This window comes from Citrobacter sp. TBCS-14 (assembly GCF_005280805.1).
GTDB classification, from domain to species: domain Bacteria; phylum Pseudomonadota; class Gammaproteobacteria; order Enterobacterales; family Enterobacteriaceae; genus Citrobacter; species Citrobacter gillenii.
This window is the reverse complement of the sequence record NZ_SZWM01000476.1, coordinates 17,589-36,441: the sequence shown is the minus strand read 5'-3', so window position 1 is coordinate 36,441 and position 18,853 is coordinate 17,589. Positions and strand designations below refer to the sequence as shown.

Annotated in this window: 17 protein-coding genes; 15 read left to right on the top strand and 2 right to left on the bottom strand. The window is 52.1% G+C overall.

Going from position 1 to position 18,853, the window contains the following annotated elements; all coding sequences use genetic code 11:
- Window positions 1-15: 15 nt before the first annotated feature.
- Together glnD and map are read right to left on the bottom strand one after the other, a co-directional pair.
- Window positions 16-2,688 (bottom strand): bifunctional uridylyltransferase/uridylyl-removing protein GlnD, encoded by a 2,673-nt coding sequence (gene glnD, locus FDX22_RS17195; RefSeq protein WP_117342285.1) that lies wholly within the window; start codon window positions 2,686-2,688, stop codon window positions 16-18.
- A 103-nt stretch (window positions 2,689-2,791) separates the two neighbouring features.
- On the bottom strand, window positions 2,792-3,586 hold the full coding sequence (gene map, locus FDX22_RS17190; RefSeq protein ID WP_146717528.1) for a type I methionyl aminopeptidase: 795 nt from the start codon (window positions 3,584-3,586) through the stop codon (window positions 2,792-2,794).
- Window positions 3,587-3,910: 324 nt separating this feature from the next.
- Here map and rpsB point away from each other — a divergent pair, with 324 nt between their 5' ends.
- The 15 genes from rpsB to rnhB all read left to right on the top strand — a co-directional run bounded on the left by rpsB (window position 3,911) and on the right by rnhB (window position 18,850).
- The gene (rpsB, locus tag FDX22_RS17185; protein WP_016151758.1) at window positions 3,911-4,636 is read left to right on the top strand and encodes a 30S ribosomal protein S2; all 726 of its coding nucleotides are present in this window, start codon (window positions 3,911-3,913) and stop codon (window positions 4,634-4,636) included.
- 134 nt (window positions 4,637-4,770) lie between these two features.
- Window positions 4,771-5,622 carry a translation elongation factor Ts gene (gene tsf, locus FDX22_RS17180; protein ID WP_096758241.1) on the top strand — a complete coding sequence of 284 codons (852 nt, stop codon included), beginning with the start codon at window positions 4,771-4,773 and terminating at the stop codon, window positions 5,620-5,622.
- Window positions 5,623-5,768: 146 nt separating this feature from the next.
- The gene (gene pyrH / locus FDX22_RS17175) at window positions 5,769-6,494 is read left to right on the top strand and encodes a UMP kinase (protein WP_096758240.1); all 726 of its coding nucleotides are present in this window, start codon (window positions 5,769-5,771) and stop codon (window positions 6,492-6,494) included.
- Between the two features lie 139 nt (window positions 6,495-6,633).
- The gene (gene frr, locus FDX22_RS17170; protein WP_115259405.1) at window positions 6,634-7,191 is read left to right on the top strand and encodes a ribosome recycling factor; all 558 of its coding nucleotides are present in this window, start codon (window positions 6,634-6,636) and stop codon (window positions 7,189-7,191) included.
- Between the two features lie 108 nt (window positions 7,192-7,299).
- The gene (gene ispC, locus FDX22_RS17165) at window positions 7,300-8,496 is read left to right on the top strand and encodes a 1-deoxy-D-xylulose-5-phosphate reductoisomerase (RefSeq protein WP_146717527.1); all 1,197 of its coding nucleotides are present in this window, start codon (window positions 7,300-7,302) and stop codon (window positions 8,494-8,496) included.
- Between the two features lie 188 nt (window positions 8,497-8,684).
- Window positions 8,685-9,443 carry a (2E,6E)-farnesyl-diphosphate-specific ditrans,polycis-undecaprenyl-diphosphate synthase gene (gene ispU / locus FDX22_RS17160; RefSeq protein ID WP_115259402.1) on the top strand — a complete coding sequence of 253 codons (759 nt, stop codon included), beginning with the start codon at window positions 8,685-8,687 and terminating at the stop codon, window positions 9,441-9,443.
- Between the two features lie 12 nt (window positions 9,444-9,455).
- Complete coding sequence (cdsA, locus tag FDX22_RS17155; protein ID WP_115259400.1) at window positions 9,456-10,313, top strand: phosphatidate cytidylyltransferase; 858 nt, start codon at window positions 9,456-9,458, stop codon at window positions 10,311-10,313.
- An 11-nt stretch (window positions 10,314-10,324) separates the two neighbouring features.
- Window positions 10,325-11,677 carry a sigma E protease regulator RseP gene (gene rseP / locus FDX22_RS17150; RefSeq protein ID WP_096758235.1) on the top strand — a complete coding sequence of 451 codons (1,353 nt, stop codon included), beginning with the start codon at window positions 10,325-10,327 and terminating at the stop codon, window positions 11,675-11,677.
- 29 nt (window positions 11,678-11,706) lie between these two features.
- The gene (gene bamA / locus FDX22_RS17145; protein WP_146717526.1) at window positions 11,707-14,121 is read left to right on the top strand and encodes an outer membrane protein assembly factor BamA; all 2,415 of its coding nucleotides are present in this window, start codon (window positions 11,707-11,709) and stop codon (window positions 14,119-14,121) included.
- 122 nt (window positions 14,122-14,243) lie between these two features.
- Entirely contained in the window at window positions 14,244-14,729 is a 486-nt protein-coding gene (skp, locus tag FDX22_RS17140) for a molecular chaperone Skp (protein WP_115259395.1), read from the top strand.
- Window positions 14,730-14,732: 3 nt separating this feature from the next.
- A complete protein-coding gene (lpxD, locus tag FDX22_RS17135; protein ID WP_115259393.1) occupies window positions 14,733-15,758 on the top strand; it encodes a UDP-3-O-(3-hydroxymyristoyl)glucosamine N-acyltransferase in 1,026 nt (341 codons plus the stop codon).
- 103 nt (window positions 15,759-15,861) lie between these two features.
- Entirely contained in the window at window positions 15,862-16,317 is a 456-nt protein-coding gene (fabZ, locus tag FDX22_RS17130; protein WP_000210739.1) for a 3-hydroxyacyl-ACP dehydratase FabZ, read from the top strand.
- 3 nt (window positions 16,318-16,320) lie between these two features.
- The gene (lpxA, locus tag FDX22_RS17125; protein ID WP_096758231.1) at window positions 16,321-17,109 is read left to right on the top strand and encodes an acyl-ACP--UDP-N-acetylglucosamine O-acyltransferase; all 789 of its coding nucleotides are present in this window, start codon (window positions 16,321-16,323) and stop codon (window positions 17,107-17,109) included.
- Complete coding sequence (lpxB, locus tag FDX22_RS17120; protein ID WP_096758230.1) at window positions 17,109-18,257, top strand: lipid-A-disaccharide synthase; 1,149 nt, start codon at window positions 17,109-17,111, stop codon at window positions 18,255-18,257. Before lpxA ends, lpxB begins: the two co-directional genes overlap by 1 nt.
- Complete coding sequence (gene rnhB, locus FDX22_RS17115) at window positions 18,254-18,850, top strand: ribonuclease HII (protein WP_115259391.1); 597 nt, start codon at window positions 18,254-18,256, stop codon at window positions 18,848-18,850. The genes lpxB and rnhB overlap by 4 nt, the downstream gene beginning before the upstream one ends.
- Window positions 18,851-18,853: the final 3 nt, after the last annotated feature.

Sequence of the window (18,853 nt, the reverse complement as noted above, 5' to 3'; positions counted from 1 at the left end):
TAATAAATAAACACATCACCCTTTATCGTTTGGATTGAGGGCCTCTGTCAACCGTTGATGTACTTCCTGCTGCAGCGCATTATTAAGGGCACGCCGGTCGGCCGTTGCGATTATGAATAAATCTTCTACTCGCTCGCCAATGGTTGTAATTCGGGCGCCATGCAGCGAAATTCCCAGATCGGCAAAAATCTGTCCGACCCGCGCCAGCAGGCCGGGCTGGTCGAGCGCGATAAGCTCGAGGAATGATTTTCGGTCGGTATGAGTCGGTAGAAAAGTCACCTCGGTCTCGACGGTAAAGTGACGTAGTTTTGCTGGTTGGCGGCGCGGTTGTGGTGGCTGCCAACTTCGTTGGGTGATCGCCTGCTCCAGCCCTGAACGGATGGCGTCGTGGCGGTCTGACGACAGCGGACTGCCGTCCGGCTCCAGCACGATAAATGTATCCATCGCCATGTTGTCGCGGGTGGTAAAAATCTGCGCATCGTGGACGCTAAGGTTTCGCCGATCCAGTTCAGCACAAACCGCGGCAAACAGATAGGGACGGTCCGGACTCCAGATGAAAATCTCCGTTCCGCCGCGCGTGGCCTGTGGGCTGAGTAAGATTAGCGGCTTGCTCATGTCGTGCTGCAGTAGATGGCGCGCATGCCAGGCCAGCTGGTTTGGGCTGTGGCGCACGAAATAGTTGGCGCGGCAGCGCGACCAGATATGGTGCAGCGCTTCTTCATCAATGTTGTCCATGCGCAGCAGCGCCAGCGCCTGCAGCTGGTGATGACGAACGCGTTCGCGCATATCCGGTGTGTTTTGCATGCCGCGACGTAGCTGTTTTTCGGTAGCGAAGTACAGCTCGCGCAACAGGCTTTGTTTCCAGCTGTTCCACAGCGTTTCGTTGGTGGCGCAAATGTCCGCCACCGTCAGGCACACCAGGAAGCGCAGGCGGTGTTCCGTTTGCACTTCTTCGGCGAACTGCTTGATGACTTCGGGGTCCTGAATATCGCGGCGCTGGGCGGTAACCGACATCAGCAGATGCTGGCGCACCAGCCAGGCGACCAACTGTGTTTCGCGGGAATTCAGCCCGTGCAGTTCGGCAAACTTGAGGACATCCTGAGCACCGAGAACCGAGTGGTCGCCGCCGCGACCTTTGGCGATATCGTGGAAAAGCGCGGCAATCAGAATCAGCTCCGGCTGGCGCAGACGCGGCCAGAGATCGACACACAGCGGGTGACGCTGACGGGTCTCTTCTTTGGCAAAGCTTTCCAGCTTTAGCATCACGCGAATCGTGTGTTCATCCACCGTATAGGCATGAAACAGGTCAAACTGCATTTGGCCGACAATGTGCGACCACTGCGGCATATAGGCCCACAGCACACTGTGACGATGCATCGGCAGCAGGCCACGGCTCACCGCCCCCGGATGGCGTAACATGCTGAGAAACAGCGAACGCGCCTCCGGGATGTAGCACAGCGGTTGTGTCAGATGGCGGCGGGCATGGCGCAAATGGCGCAGCGTAGTGGAGTAAATCCCGGTGATCGCGCTATTGCGCACCATGGTGTAAAACATCCGCAGAATGGCTTCCGGTTCGCGGATAAATAGATCGTCGTTACGCAAATCAATTAACGTGCCGCGTAGCTGAAAGTCGTCATCGATCGGGCGCGGCTTTTCATCTGCGGATAGAGCGAGGATGGCCTCATCAAACAGCTGTAGCAGCATGTGGTTCAGCTCACTGACCCTGCGCGTGACGCGAAAATAGTCTTTCATCATCCGTTCGATAGGCTCGTTGCCTTCACCGCCGTAGTGTAGCCGTTGCGCGACGCTAAGCTGACGGTCAAACAGTAGACGGTTATCGTAACGCGTGACTTCCAGATGCAGTGCGAAGCGAATGCGCCAGAGGATGTGCAGACACTCATTCAGTTCAGCACGTTCCGCCAGCGTCAAGAAGCCGAATCCAACCATCTCATCCAGCGACGTGGCGCCAAAGTGGCGGCGGGCTACCCACTGGAGGGTGTGGATATCGCGCAGGCCGCCGGGGCTACTTTTGATATCCGGTTCCAGATTGTAGCTGGTGCCGTGATAGCGCTGGTGGCGCAGGTTCTGCTCTTCCACTTTGGCGGCGTAAAATTTATCGGAGGGCCAGAAGCCTTCGCTAAAAATATGTTTTTGTAGCTCAAGAAACAGCGCCACGTCGCCAATCAGCAGGCGTGTTTCAATCAGGTTAGTGGCGACGGTTAAATCGGACAGGCCTTCCAGCAGACACTCTTCCAGCGTACGCACGCTGTGCCCCACCTCCAGTCTCACATCCCACAACAGCGTTAGCAGTTCGCCGACCTTCTCGGCCTGCGCATCAGGCAGTTTTTTACGACTCAGGATCAGCAGGTCGATATCGGAAAGCGGGTGCAGTTCGCCACGCCCATAGCCGCCGACGGCAACCAGCGCCAGATCGGCAATTTGACCGAAACCGGCTTCAATCCACAGGCGTTGCAGCAGTTGGTCAATAAACTCGGTGCGCGCTTCGATCAACTGCTCTGCGGAAATACCACTGTCAAAGGCTTCACCTAACCAGTTCTGAAACGAATCGATATGCGTTTTAATGCCGCTACAGTTGAGATCGTGCTGAGGCCAGGTTCCCGGGTTTTGCGGTTGGCCCGGCAGGGTGGGGAGGGCAGTATTTGCGTGTTGTTCAGGAAGAGTATTCATTGTGCGCCACCCATAAAAAAGCCGGATGACGCTTACGCTTATCCGGCCTACGGGAGAGTGCCATTTGTAGGCCTGATAAGCGACAGCGCCATCAGGCAAAACATTATTCGTCGTGTGTGATGACCGCCGGGATAGTGTCATCCTTGCGTAACGTCAGAATTTCACAACCGTTTTCCGTCACCACAATAGTATGCTCGTACTGTGCAGACAAGCTACGGTCTTTGGTTTTTACCGTCCAGCCGTCTTTCATGGTGCGGATACGATAATCACCGGCGTTGAGCATCGGTTCAACGGTGAAGGTCATGCCCGGTTGCAGCACTACGCCGCCATCGTCTGCATCGTAGTGCAGAACCTGAGGTTCTTCATGGAAGCCGCGACCGATGCCGTGGCCGCAGTATTCGCGTACCACAGAGAAGCCTTCGCCTTCCGCATATTTCTGAATGGCTGCGCCCAGCGTGCGCAGACGAATACCCGATTTTATCATCCGCAGCGCCAGATACAGGCTTTCCTGCGTGACGCGGCACAGACGCTCGCCCAGAATCGTCGGCTTGCCGACGATAAACATTTTGGAGGTGTCACCGTGGAACTCGTCTTTAATCACGGTAACGTCGATGTTGACGATATCGCCGTCTTTCAGGTGCTTGGCGTCGTCCGGGATCCCGTGGCATACCACTTCATTGATGGAGATGCAGACGGATTTCGGATAACCGTGATAACCCAGGCACGCGGAGATCGCCTGCTGCTCGTTCACGATGTAGTCATTGCAGATACGATCCAATTCGCCGGTGCTGACGCCCGGTTTGATAAACGGTTCGATCATTTCCAGCACTTCGGCGGCCAGACGACCAGCGACGCGCATTTTTTCGATTTCTTCAGGGGTCTTGATTGAGATAGCCATAAATTCTGTCCATCAGTGTCGATGATTTCGACAATAATTGTGTAAGTGCTGCTAATGGTATCAGTCAGGGGTGTACCCTGCCAAATTGAGAATCATTAACAGCACAGACCGCCAACTATTATTGGTGTCTATGGCGTATTTGTGGTATAAAGCGCGCCGGACTTCCGATCCATTCGAAGACTACACACGATGGACGGGAGCGACAAATCTCACTTTGTGTAACAACACACACGTATCGACACATATTCCGGGGTGCCCTTTTGGGTCGGTAATATGGGATGCGTGGAGGCTTAACCCCAACTTTTATATATAGAGGTTTTAATCATGGCAACTGTTTCCATGCGCGACATGCTCAAGGCTGGTGTTCACTTCGGTCACCAGACCCGTTACTGGAACCCGAAAATGAAGCCTTTCATCTTCGGTGCGCGTAACAAAGTTCACATCATCAACCTTGAGAAAACTGTACCGATGTTCAACGAAGCTCTGGCTGAACTGAACAAGATCTCTGCTCGTAAAGGTAAAATCCTTTTCGTTGGTACTAAACGCGCTGCAAGCGAAGCGGTGAAAGAAGCTGCTAACAACTGCGACCAGTTCTTCGTGAACCATCGCTGGTTGGGCGGCATGCTGACTAACTGGAAAACCGTTCGTCAGTCCATCAAACGTCTGAAAGATCTGGAAACTCAGTCTCAGGACGGTACTTTCGAAAAGCTGACCAAGAAAGAAGCGCTGATGCGCACCCGTGAGCTTGAGAAACTGGAAAACAGCCTGGGCGGTATCAAAGACATGGGCGGTCTGCCGGACGCTCTGTTCGTAATCGATGCTGACCACGAGCACATTGCTATCAAAGAAGCAAACAACCTGGGTATCCCGGTATTTGCAATCGTTGATACCAACTCTGATCCGGACGGTGTTGACTTCGTTATCCCGGGTAACGACGACGCAATCCGTGCTGTGACCCTGTACCTGGGCGCTGTAGCTACTACCGTTCGTGAAGGCCGTTCTCAGGATCTGGCTTCCCAGGCGGAAGAAAGCTTCGTAGAAGCTGAATAATAAGGCACGCTCGTTAGAGCCCCCTTATAAACCAGGTTGTATCACGTTTGGTTAGGGGCCCTTTAGGCCCCTTTTTCACTTTTAAATCTGTGCGGTTTGACGCCGGGCAGATCAAATCTTCCGAGGATTTTAGAATGGCTGAAATTACCGCATCCCTGGTAAAAGAGCTGCGTGAGCGTACCGGCGCAGGCATGATGGATTGCAAAAAAGCACTGACTGAAGCTAATGGCGACATCGAGCTGGCAATCGAAAACATGCGTAAATCTGGTGCGATCAAAGCGGCGAAAAAAGCAGGCAACGTTGCTGCTGACGGCGTGATCAAAACCAAAATCGACGGCAACTACGGCATCATTCTGGAAGTTAACTGCCAGACTGACTTCGTTGCTAAAGATGGTGGTTTCCAGGCATTTGCAGACAAAGTTCTGGATGCTGCAATCGCGGGCAAAATCACTGACGTTGACGTTCTGAAAGCACAGTTCGAAGAAGAACGTGTTGCGCTGGTTGCTAAAATCGGTGAGAACATCAACATCCGTCGTGTTGCTTCCATCGAAGGCGACGTACTGGGTTCATACCAGCACGGTGCGCGTATCGGTGTTCTGGTTGCGGCTAAAGGCGCAGACGAAGAGCTGGTTAAACAGCTGGCAATGCACATTGCTGCAAGCAAGCCTGAATTCGTTAAGCCAGAAGACGTATCTGCTGAAGTGGTAGAGAAAGAATACCAGGTTCAGCTGGATATCGCGATGCAGTCTGGTAAGCCGAAAGAAATCGCAGAGAAAATGGTTGAAGGCCGCATGAAGAAATTCACCGGCGAAGTTTCTCTGACGGGTCAGCCTTTCGTTATGGATCCGAGCAAATCTGTTGCTCAGCTGCTGAAAGAGCATAATGCTGACGTAACAGGCTTCATCCGCTTTGAAGTGGGTGAAGGCATCGAGAAAGTTGAGACTGACTTTGCAGCAGAAGTTGCTGCGATGTCCAAGCAGTCTTAATTTTTTAAAGGAGCCGCCTGAGGGCGGCTTCTTTTTGTGTCTGGCTTGTAAATTCAGCGAACCGCTATAGTGGCTACGTTGAAAAGCGACATACAATGTCGCTGGTATTAACTCATCTCATTCGTTGACAGTCTCAGGAAAGAAACATGGCTACCAATGCAAAACCCGTCTACAAACGTATTCTGCTTAAGTTAAGTGGCGAAGCGCTGCAAGGTTCAGAAGGCTTCGGTATTGATGCAAGCATACTTGACCGTATGGCTCAGGAAATCAAAGAACTGGTTGAGCTGGGTATTCAGGTTGGCGTAGTGATTGGTGGCGGTAACCTGTTCCGTGGTGCTGGTCTGGCGAAAGCGGGAATGAACCGCGTTGTGGGCGACCACATGGGCATGTTGGCCACCGTAATGAACGGTCTGGCAATGCGCGATGCGCTTCACCGCGCCTATGTGAACGCCCGCCTGATGTCCGCAATTCCTTTGAACGGTGTGTGCGATAACTACAGCTGGGCGGAGGCTATCAGCCTGCTGCGCAACAACCGTGTTGTTATCCTGGCGGCCGGTACCGGCAACCCGTTCTTCACGACAGACTCTGCAGCCTGCCTGCGCGGTATTGAAATTGAAGCTGATGTAGTGCTGAAAGCCACCAAAGTTGACGGCGTATTTACCGCAGATCCGGCGCAAGATCCAACCGCGACCATGTACGAACAACTGACCTATACTGAAGTTCTGGATAAAGAACTGAAAGTGATGGATCTGGCGGCGTTCACGCTGGCTCGTGACCACAAATTGCCTATTCGTGTCTTCAACATGAACAAACCGGGTGCGCTGCGCCGTGTGGTGATGGGTGAAAAAGAAGGGACGTTAATCACGGAATAATTCCCGTTGCGGCTAAATGCAGGTAATATTCTGCTTTAATGTCGCGGGATACGTCCCTCAAAATTAATCAAGACTATACTTGTCGCATCTTGCGTGGTGGATATGGTCTGACTGAAACAAGCTTTCAAGGATTCGTAACGTGATCAACGAAATCAGAAAAGATGCTGAAGTACGCATGGACAAATGCGTCGAAGCATTCAAAAATCAAATCAGCAAAATTCGCACGGGTCGTGCTTCTCCCAGCCTGCTGGATGGCATTATCGTGGAATATTACGGCACGCCAACTCCGCTGCGTCAGCTGGCAAGCGTAACGGTTGAAGATTCCCGTACTCTGAAAATCAACGTGTTTGACCGTTCTATGGGCCCGGCCGTTGAGAAAGCGATTATGGCTTCTGACCTCGGTTTGAACCCAAGCTCTGCGGGTTCTGACATCCGCGTTCCGCTGCCGCCGCTGACCGAAGAACGTCGTAAAGATCTGACCAAGATCGTGCGTGGCGAAGCAGAAGGCGCGCGTGTTGCCGTGCGTAACGTTCGTCGTGATGCTAACGACAAAGTGAAAGCGCTGTTGAAAGATAAAGAGATCAGCGAAGATGACGATCGCCGTTCTCAGGACGACGTGCAGAAAATGACTGACGCCGCTATCAAGAAAGTGGATGCGGCGCTGGCAGAGAAAGAAGCGGAACTGATGCAGTTCTGATTCGCCTGTACGCTTAAAACGCCGCTCAGAAGGTCTGCAAAGGCTGGATGGCGGCGTTTTGCTTTTTTCTGTCTATCCCCTAAAGGGTAAAATTCTTCAGGATGTCTGATGAAGCAATTAACCATTCTCGGCTCAACCGGCTCTATTGGTTGCAGTACGCTGGATGTCGTACGCCATAACCCGGAAACGTTTCGTGTTACTGCGCTGGTCGCGGGTAAAAATGTTGCCCGTATGGTCGAGCAGTGCCTGGAGTTCTCTCCCCGCTATGCAGTAATGGATGATGAAACAAGCGCTGCGCAGGTGAAAGCGGCTCTGCTGGAGCAGGGAAGTCGTACCGAGGTGATGAGCGGACAACAGGCGGCCTGTGATATGGCTGCGCTGGATGATGTCGATCAGGTAATGGCCGCGATTGTCGGCGCGGCGGGGCTGCTGCCTACGCTGGCGGCAATCCGTGCAGGCAAAAGCATTTTACTGGCGAATAAAGAGTCGCTGGTAACCTGCGGTCGTTTGTTTATGGATGACGTGAAGCGCCACAAAGCGCAGCTTTTGCCGGTAGATAGCGAACATAACGCGATTTTTCAGAGTTTACCCCAACCTATTCAGCACAATCTGGGATACGCTGACCTTGAGCAAAATGGCGTCATGTCCATTCTGCTTACCGGGTCTGGTGGCCCTTTCCGTGAAACGCCATTGCACGATCTGGTGTCAATGACCCCCGATCAAGCATGCCGTCACCCGAACTGGTCGATGGGACGAAAAATCTCCGTCGACTCTGCCACTATGATGAATAAAGGTCTGGAATACATTGAAGCGCGCTGGTTGTTTAATGCCAGTGCAAGCCAGATGGAAGTGCTGATTCATCCACAGTCGGTGATTCATTCGATGGTTCGGTATCAGGATGGTAGCGTTCTGGCACAACTGGGTGAGCCTGATATGCGCACGCCTATTGCCCATACTATGGCATGGCCGAAACGCGTCACATCTGGCGTGAAGCCTGTCGACTTTTGCAAACTGAGCGCGTTGACGTTTTCCGCGCCGGATTACCAACGCTATCCGTGCCTGAAACTGGCGATGGATGCGTTTGAGCAAGGGCAAGCAGCGACAACCGCGCTGAACGCTGCGAATGAAATTACCGTTGCCGCATTTCTGGCGCAACAAATTCGATTTACCGATATTGCCGAGCTCAATTTATCCGTACTGGATAAGATGGATTTGCAGGAACCCCAGAACGTTGATGACGTGTTGAGGGTTGATGCCGTTGCACGGGACGTCGCCAGAAAACAAGTGATGCGACTCTCAAGCTGATGATAATCCCTCTACAGAGATTCGTGCTATTTGTTAGCGTTGGGCTTCAGTGATATAGTCTGCGCCACCCGATCGCAGGTATTGGCATTTTTTCGGTCGGGTAAGCCGTGGTTTGACACGGCTTTTTTGTGTAGAGGCTTCAGTATTCCTGAGTACCGTTAAATCCTTTCAGGGACTAAAAACGCGTTATGTTGTCTGCAACTCAACCATTAAGCGAAAATTTGCCAGCACATGGCTGTCGCCATGTAGCCATTATTATGGATGGCAATGGCCGCTGGGCGAAAAAGCAAGGGAAGATTCGCGCCTTTGGGCATAAGGCCGGAGCAAAATCCGTCCGCCGGGCTGTCTCTTTTGCTGCCAATAACGGTATTGATGCGTTAACGCTGTATGCCTTTAGCAGTGAGAACTGGAACCGACCTGCGCAGGAAGTGAGCGCGTTAATGGAATTATTCGTGTGGGCACTTGATAGTGAAGTGAAAAACCTGCATCGCCATAACGTTCGTCTGCGTATTATCGGGGATATCAGTCGATTTAACTCACGTTTGCAAGAACGGATTCGCAAGTCGGAAGCGCTTACAGCCCAGAATACGGGGTTAACGCTGAATATTGCTGCGAATTACGGCGGACGTTGGGACATTGTCCAGGGAGTCAGGCAACTGGCGCAACAGGTGCAAGACGGTCTGCTGCGCCCTGAGCAAATTGACGAAGAAATGCTTGGTCAGCAAGTTTGTATGAATGAACTGGCTCCTGTGGATTTAGTGATAAGGACTGGGGGAGAGCATCGCATCAGTAATTTTTTGCTGTGGCAAATTGCCTATGCTGAACTTTACTTTACGGATGTTCTCTGGCCCGATTTCGATGAACAAGACTTTGAAGGTGCGCTGCATGCCTTTGCTAATCGAGAGCGTCGTTTCGGCGGGACCGAACCCGGTGATGAAAAAGCCTGATGGGGGTCGCTTTTGCTGAAGTATCGCCTGATTTCTGCTTTTGTTTTAATACCCGTTGTCATCGCGGCGCTGTTTTTATTGCCGCCGGTGGGGTTCGCCATTGTTACGCTGGTCGTATGTATGTTGGCCGCGTGGGAGTGGGGACAGTTAAGCGGTTTCACCACTCGCACACAGCGAGTTTGGCTGGCGGTTCTGTGCGGGCTTTTGCTGGCACTGATGCTGTTTTTACTGCCTGAATATCATCATAATATTCATCAGCCGTTGGTCGAAGTGTCGCTTTGGGCGTCGTTGGGCTGGTGGGGCGTTGCACTATTGCTGGTGTTATTTTACCCAGGTTCGGCGACTGTCTGGCGTAATTCAAAGATATTACGCATCATTTTCGGCATCTTAACCATTATCCCTTTCTTTTGGGGAATGCTGGCGCTACGTGCCTGGCATTATGATGAGAATCATTATAGTGGCGCAGTATGGCTGCTGTATGTCATGATCCTCGTCTGGGGAGCGGATTCCGGTGCGTATATGTTTGGCAAGTTATTTGGTAAACATAAACTGGCGCCGAAGGTTTCTCCGGGTAAAACCTGGCAAGGTTTTATTGGCGGACTCGCCACTGCGGCTGTGATCTCATGGGGTTATGGTATGTGGGCGAATCTTGATGTCGCGCCTGTCACCTTGCTCATTTGCTCTATTGTTGCGGTCCTGGCCTCGGTGCTGGGTGACTTGACTGAGAGTATGTTTAAGCGTGAAGCAGGTATTAAGGACAGTGGTCACTTAATCCCAGGGCACGGCGGCATTCTGGATCGTATTGATAGTCTGACGGCTGCGGTACCGGTCTTTGCTTGCTTGCTGTTACTGGTTTTCAGGACGCTTTAACGGATGGTCTTATGCTGAGTATTCTCTGGAATCTGGCTGCATTCATCGTCGCACTCGGTGTGCTTATCACCGTGCATGAATTTGGTCATTTCTGGGTTGCCCGGCGCTGTGGTGTTCGCGTTGAGCGTTTTTCCATTGGTTTTGGAAAGGCGCTGTGGCGGCGCACTGATAGATTGGGTACCGAATACGTCATCGCCCTGATCCCTCTCGGCGGCTACGTCAAAATGCTGGATGAGCGTGCAGAACCGGTGGTGCCGGAACTGCGCCACCACGCGTTCAACAACAAAACGGTTGGGCAGCGTGCGGCCATTATTGCCGCAGGTCCGATTGCAAACTTCCTTTTCGCTATTTTTGCTTACTGGCTGGTGTTTATCATCGGCGTCCCTGGTGTTCGTCCGGTTGTGGGTGAAATAACACCCAACTCGATTGCCGCACAGGCGCAAATTCAGCCAGGTACGGAACTAAAAGCGGTTGATGGTATCGAAACCCCTGATTGGGATACCGTGAGATTGCAGCTGGTCGCTAAAATTGGCGATGAGCAGACCATTCTTAGCGTGGCGCCGTTTGGCAGCAACCAGCGGCAGGACAAAACGCTGGATTTGCGCCAATGGGCATTTGAGCCAGACAAACAGGATCCCGTTACGAGTTTAGGGATTCGTCCACGCGGTCCGCAGATTGAACCGGTGCTGTCAGAAGTACAGGTTAACTCCGCAGCAAGTAAGGCGGGTTTGCAAGCTGGCGACAGGATCGTTAAAGTCAATGGTCAGCCGCTCACGCAATGGATGACGTTCGTGACGCTGGTGCGTGATAATCCGAATAAGCCGTTAGCGCTAGAAATTGAAAGGCAGGGGAGTTCCTTGTCTTTGACGTTAACTCCGGACTCAAAACCGGGTAACGGTCAGGAAGAGGGATTTGCGGGTGTCGTGCCTAAAATTATTCCTCTGCCTGATGAGTATAAGACTGTACGCCAGTATGGACCATTCGGCGCCATCCTCGAAGCCTCGGATAAAACGTGGCAGTTGATGAAGTTGACGGTCAGTATGCTGGGAAAATTGATTACCGGTGATGTGAAACTGAACAACCTCAGTGGGCCGATTTCTATCGCCCAGGGGGCTGGGATGTCAGCGGAGTTCGGGGGGATTTATTACCTGATGTTCCTTGCGCTTATCAGCGTGAACTTAGGGATAATTAACCTGTTTCCGTTGCCCGTTCTTGACGGGGGGCATCTGCTGTTCCTGGCGATTGAAAAGCTGAAGGGCGGTCCGGTATCCGAGCGGGTTCAAGACTTTAGTTATCGCATTGGCTCGATTTTGCTAGTGTTGTTAATGGGGCTTGCACTTTTCAATGATTTCTCTCGGTTGTAAGAGAGTGTTAGGAAGAACGCATAATAACGATGGCGATGAAAAAGTTGCTCATAGCGTCGCTGCTGTTTAGCAGCGCCACCGTATACGGTGCTGAAGGGTTCGTCGTGAAGGACATTCATTTCGAAGGCCTACAGCGAGTCGCCGTTGGTGCGGCTCTCCTCAGTATGCCGGTGCGCACAGGCGACACGGTTAATGATGAAGATATCAGTAATACCATTCGTGCTCTGTTCGCCACCGGTAACTTTGAGGATGTCCGCGTCCTGCGCGATGGTGATACCCTTCTGGTTCAGGTAAAAGAACGCCCGACGATTGCCAGCATCACTTTCTCCGGTAACAAATCGGTTAAAGATGACATGCTGAAGCAAAACCTCGAGGCGTCTGGTGTGCGTGTTGGCGAGTCTCTCGATCGCACCACGCTTGCCGATATCGAAAAAGGCCTGGAAGATTTTTACTATAGCGTCGGTAAGTACAGCGCCAGTGTGAAAGCGGTGGTGACGCCGTTGCCGCGTAACCGCGTTGACCTCAAACTGGTGTTCCAGGAAGGTGTCTCGGCGAAGATCCAACAGATCAATATCGTCGGTAACCATGCCTTTACAACCGACGAATTGATCTCTCACTTCCAACTGCGCGATGAAGTGCCGTGGTGGAACGTGGTGGGCGATCGTAAATACCAGAAACAGAAACTGGCGGGCGACCTTGAAACCCTGCGTAGTTACTATCTGGATCGCGGCTATGCTCGCTTCAATATCGACTCCACGCAGGTCAGCCTGACGCCGGATAAGAAAGGTATCTACATCACCGTCAACCTTACAGAAGGCGAGCAGTACAAGCTTTCTGGGGTACAGGTGAGCGGTAACCTGGCTGGACACTCTGCCGAAATTGAGAGCCTGACGAAAATCGAACCGGGTGAACTCTATAACGGCACCAAAGTGACCAAAATGGAAGATGATATCAAGAAGCTTCTGGGTCGCTACGGTTATGCCTACCCGCGCGTACAGTCGCAGCCTGAAATCAACGATGCCGACAAGACGGTTAAATTGCGCGTAAACGTGGATGCGGGTAACCGTTTCTATGTGCGTAAGATCCGCTTTGAAGGTAACGATACCTCTAAAGACTCCGTCCTGCGTCGTGAAATGCGCCAGATGGAAGGTGCCTGGCTGGGTAGCGATCTGGTCGATCAGGGTAAAGAGCGTCTGAATCGTCTGGGCTATTTCGAAACAGTCGACACCGATACTCAGCGTATTCCGGGCAGTCCTGATCAGGTTGATGTGGTCTACAAGGTGAAAGAACGTAACACCGGTAGCTTTAACTTCGGCGTCGGGTACGGTACCGAAAGCGGCGTGAGCTTCCAGGCGGGCGTTCAGCAGGATAACTGGTTAGGCACCGGGTATTCTGTTGGTATTAACGGCACCAAAAACGATTACCAGACCTATACTGAATTGTCTGTGACCAACCCGTACTTCACCGTGGATGGTGTGAGCCTTGGTGGCCGCGTCTTCTATAACGACTTTGAAGCGGATGACGCAGACCTGTCTGACTACACCAACAAAAGTTATGGTACAGACGTCACGCTGGGCTTCCCGATCAACGAATACAACACGTTGCGTGCGGGTCTGGGTTACGTGCATAACTCCTTGTCTAACATGGATCCACAGGTTGCAATGCAACGTTATCTGGTTTCCATGGGTGAGAGCCCTGATGCGGATAGCTTCAAATCAGACGATTTCACCTTCAACTACGGTTGGACATACAACAAACTGGACCGTGGCTATTTCCCAACGGAAGGTACGCGTATCAACCTGAACGGTAAAGTCACCGTTCCGGGTTCTGATAACGAATACTACAAAGCGACGTTGGATACCGCGACCTACGTACCGATCGATGACGACCATAAATGGGTTGTTCTGGGTCGTACTAAGTGGGGTTATGGTGATGGATTAAGCGGCAAAGAAATGCCGTTCTATGAGAACTTCTATGCCGGTGGTTCCAGCACCGTGCGTGGCTTCCAGTCCAACACCATTGGTCCAAAAGCCGTCTATTTACCAGCAAATCGTTATAATGATGATGACGATTATGACAACGAATGTGACACCACCAATACGTCACCGTGTAAATCAGACGATGCAGTGGGCGGTAACGCCATGGCTGTCGCCAGCCTGGAGTTTATTACCCCAACGCCGTTTATTAGCGACAAGTATGCTAACTCGGTCCGTACCTCCTTCTTCTGGGATATGGGTACCGTCTGGGATACCAACTGGGATTCTGCGAAGTATTCTGGCTATCCAGACTACAGCGATCCGAACAATATCCGTATGTCTGCGGGTATCGCGTTACAATGGATGTCCCCATTAGGGCCGTTGGTCTTCTCCTACGCCCAGCCGTTCAAAAAGTACGATGGAGACAAATCAGAACAGTTCCAGTTTAACATTGGTAAAACCTGGTAATTGTTCTGCGCAAAGGAATGTAGTGGTAGTGTAGCGATGACTTTAGGCGATCCTGAATGGGGTCGCCTGGCCACGCAAAGAACTGTACCTTCGGGTGCAAATGGGATGGTAAGGAGTTTATTGTGAAAAAGTGGTTATTAGCTGCAGGTCTCGGTTTAGCGATGGCAACGTCCGCACAGGCTGCTGACAAAATTGCAATCGTCAATATGGGTAGCCTGTTCCAACAGGTTGCACAGAAGACTGGTGTTTCTAATACGCTGGAAAACGAGTTCAAAGGCCGCGCCAGCGAACTGCAGCGCATGGAATCCGATCTGCAATCTAAAATGCAGCGTCTGCAATCCATGAAAGCAGGTAGCGATCGTACTAAGCTGGAAAAAGACGTTATGGCTCAGCGCCAGACTTTCTCTCAGAAAGCGCAAGCTTTTGAGCAGGATCGTGCGCGTCGTTCCAACGAAGAACGTGGCAAACTGGTTACGCGTATCCAGACAGCCGTGAAATCTGTCGCTAGCAGCCAGAGCATCGATCTGGTCGTTGACGCAAACACCGTTGCTTACAACAGCAGCGATGTTAAAGACATCACCGCTGACGTACTGAAACAGGTTAAATAAGTAATGCCTTCAATTCGACTGGCTGATTTAGCAGAGCAGTTGGATGCAGAATTACACGGTGATGGCGATATCGTCATCACCGGCGTAGCGTCCATGCAATCTGCGCAAACTGGCAATATTACGTTCATGGTGAATCCTAAGTACCGTGAGCATTTAAGCCTGTGCCAGGCTTCTGCCGTTGTGATGACGCAGGACGATCTTCCTTTTGCTAAGAGTGCTGCGCTGGTAGTGAAGAACCCCTACCTGACCTATGCACGAATGGCGCAAATTTTAGATACCACGCCTCAGCCGGCACAGAACATTGCACCCAGTGCAGTGATTGATGCGACGGCAAAGCTGGGTAGCAATGTCTCTGTTGGCGCAAATGCGGTCATCGAGTCTGGCGTAGAACTGGGCGATAACGTGGTTATCGGTGCAGGCTGTTTCGTCGGAAAAAACACAAAAATCGGCGCAGGTTCACGCTTGTGGGCGAATGTGACGATTTATCACGATATCCAGATCGGTGAACATTGCCTGATCCAGTCCAGCACCGTTGTCGGATCTGACGGCTTTGGCTATGCGAACGATCGTGGTAATTGGGTGAAGATCCCACAGCTTGGTCGCGTAATTATTGGCGATCGTGTCGAGATCGGCGCTTGCACGACCATCGATCGTGGCGCTCTGGACGATACCGTGATCGGCAATGGTGTTATCATTGATAACCAGTGCCAGATTGCGCATAACGTTGTGATTGGCGACAATACGGCGGTAGCCGGTGGCGTCATTATGGCGGGCAGCCTGAAGATTGGCCGTTACTGCATGATTGGCGGCGCCAGTGTGATCAATGGGCATATGGAAATATGCGACAAAGTCACGGTCACTGGTATGGGTATGGTGATGCGTCCTATCACCGAACCAGGCGTCTATTCCTCAGGCATTCCGCTACAGCCCAACAAGGTATGGCGTAAAACAGCTGCACTGGTGATGAATATTGATGATATGAGCAAGCGCCTCAAAGCGATTGAGCGCAAGGTTAATCAACAAGACTAAAGCACCTTTTTTGCACGTCTGACTTTTCGGCCTGTCCCATTCATACGATTGCGACAGGCCGTGTTATTATTGCCTTTTAGTATATTTTGACAGGAAGAGTATTTTGACTACTAACACTCATACTCTGCAAATTGAAGAGATTTTAGAACTTCTGCCGCACCGTTTTCCGTTTTTGCTGGTTGATCGTGTGCTGGATTTTGAAGAAGGTCGTTTTCTGCGCGCAGTGAAAAATGTATCCGTTAACGAGCCTTTCTTCCAGGGCCACTTCCCGGGTAAACCGATTTTCCCTGGCGTGCTGATTCTGGAAGCAATGGCCCAGGCAACGGGTATTCTGGCGTTTAAAAGCGTAGGAAAACTGGAGCCAGGCGAGCTGTATTATTTCGCTGGTATCGATGAAGCACGCTTCAAGCGTCCTGTCGTACCTGGCGATCAGATGATCATGGAAGTCACTTTCGAGAAAACGCGCCGTGGCCTGACCCGTTTTAAAGGGGTTGCACTGGTTGACGGTAAAGTTGTGTGCGAAGCAACGATGATGTGTGCCCGTAGCCGGGAGGCCTAATACGTGATTGATAAATCCGCCTTTATTCACCCGACCGCCATTGTGGAAGAGGGCGCCAGTATTGGTGCCAATGCCCACATTGGACCTTTTTGTATTGTTGGACCCCACGTTGAAATTGGTGAGGGTACCGTACTGAAGTCTCACGTTGTCGTGAATGGCCATACTAAAATTGGTCGCGATAACGAGATCTATCAGTTTGCCTCCATCGGCGAAGTAAACCAGGATCTGAAGTATGCTGGCGAACCGACCCGCGTGGAAATTGGCGATCGCAACCGCATCCGCGAAAGCGTCACCATTCATCGTGGCACAGTGCAAGGCGGTGGGTTGACGAAGGTGGGCAGCGATAACTTACTGATGATCAACGCGCACGTTGCGCATGATTGTACGATTGGTAATCGCTGTATTCTGGCGAATAACGCCACGCTTGCCGGACACGTTTCGTTGGATGATTTCGTTATCATCGGCGGGATGACGGCGGTGCATCAGTTCTGCATCATCGGCGCACATGTGATGGTTGGTGGTTGTTCTGGTGTTGCTCAGGACGTTCCGCCGTACGTTATCGCCCAAGGTAATCATGCCACGCCATTTGGCGTCAACATCGAAGGTCTGAAGCGTCGCGGGTTCACCCGTGAAGCGATTACCGCGATCCGTAACGCCTATAAAGCGTTGTATCGCAGTGGTAAAACTCTGGAAGAAGTGAAGCCGGAAATCGCCGAGCTGGCGAAGCAGTACCCGGATGTTCAGGCTTTCAGTGATTTCTTTGAGCGCTCAACGCGTGGCCTGATTCGTTAATGACTGAGCAGCGTCCATTAACGATTGCCCTCGTCGCCGGAGAAACCTCCGGCGATATTCTTGGTGCAGGATTAATTCGCGCACTCAAGGCGCGTGTACCCAATGCCCGTTTTGTTGGCGTGGCAGGTCCGCTGATGCAGGCCGAAGGCTGTGAAGCCTGGTACGAAATGGAAGAGTTGGCGGTGATGGGCATTGTTGAAGTGCTCGGACGCCTGCGCCGTTTACTGCATATTCGCGCCGATCTGACTCGTCGTTTTACCGATCTTAAGCCGGACGTTTTCGTTGGCATTGATGCACCTGATTTTAATATTACCCTTGAAGGGAACTTGAAAAAACAGGGCATTAAAACCATTCATTACGTCAGCCCTTCCGTGTGGGCATGGCGACAGAAACGCGTTTTCAAAATAGGCAGATCCACCAATATGGTGCTGGCCTTTCTGCCTTTCGAAAAAGCGTTTTATGACAAATTTAATGTACCGTGCCGCTTTATCGGCCACACCATGGCGGACGCCATGCCGTTGGATCCGGATAAAAACGCCGCTCGCGACGTGCTGGGTATTCCCCATGATGCGCACTGCCTGGCACTATTGCCAGGAAGCCGGGGCGCTGAAGTGGAGATGCTTAGCGCTGATTTTCTGAAAACAGCACAGTTGCTACGCCAGCAGTATCCCGATCTCGAAGTGGTCGTGCCTCTGGTGAATGCCAAACGACGAGAACAGTTTGAGCGCATTAAAGCTGAGGTAGCACCGGAACTTTCCGTACATCTGCTTGATGGGATGGGACGCGAAGCGATGGTTGCCAGCGATGCAGCGCTGCTGGCTTCCGGCACGGCAGCGCTGGAGTGTATGCTGGCGAAGTGCCCGATGGTTGTCGGATACCGTATGAAACCCTTCACGTTCTGGCTGGCGAAACGTCTGGTGAAAACCGATTATGTTTCGTTGCCGAACCTGCTGGCGGGAAGAGAATTAGTCAAAGAGCTGTTACAGGATGAATGCGAACCGCAGGCGTTGGCGAAAGCGCTGCAGCCGTTGCTGGCGAATGGCAAAACCAGCCATGCGATGCACGATACGTTCCGCGACCTGCACCAGCAGATCCGTTGTAATGCCGATGAGCAGGCGGCGGATGCAGTCCTGGAGTTAGCACAATGATTGAATTTGTTTATCCACATACGCATTTAGTGGCGGGTGTGGATGAAGTAGGACGAGGCCCTTTGGTCGGGGCTGTGGTGACAGCTGCTGTTATTCTTGATCCAGCGCGTCCGATAGTCGGTCTGAACGACTCCAAAAAACTCTCTGAAAAGCGTCGTCTGGCGCTTTACGATGAAATCAAAGAAAAAGCGTTAAGCTGGAGCCTGGGACGGGCGGAACCGCATGAAATTGACGAGCTGAATATTCTGCATGCCACCATGCTGGCCATGCAGCGCGCGGTAGCCGGTTTGCACATTACGCCTGAATACGTGCTCATTGACGGTAATCGTTGCCCGGTATTGCCGATGCCGTCGATGGCGGTGGTGAAAGGGGACAGTCGCGTGGCGGAAATCAGCGCAGCGTCTATTTTGGCGAAAGTCACCCGCGATGCGGAGATGGCGACGCTGGATACGGTTTTCCCGCAGTACGGCTTTGCGCAGCACAAAGGCTACCCAACAGCTTTTCATCTGGCGGCGCTTATAGAGCATGGCGCGACAGAACACCACCGTCGCAGCTTTGGCCCTGTTAAACGCGCACTGGGACTCACGTCCTGATTC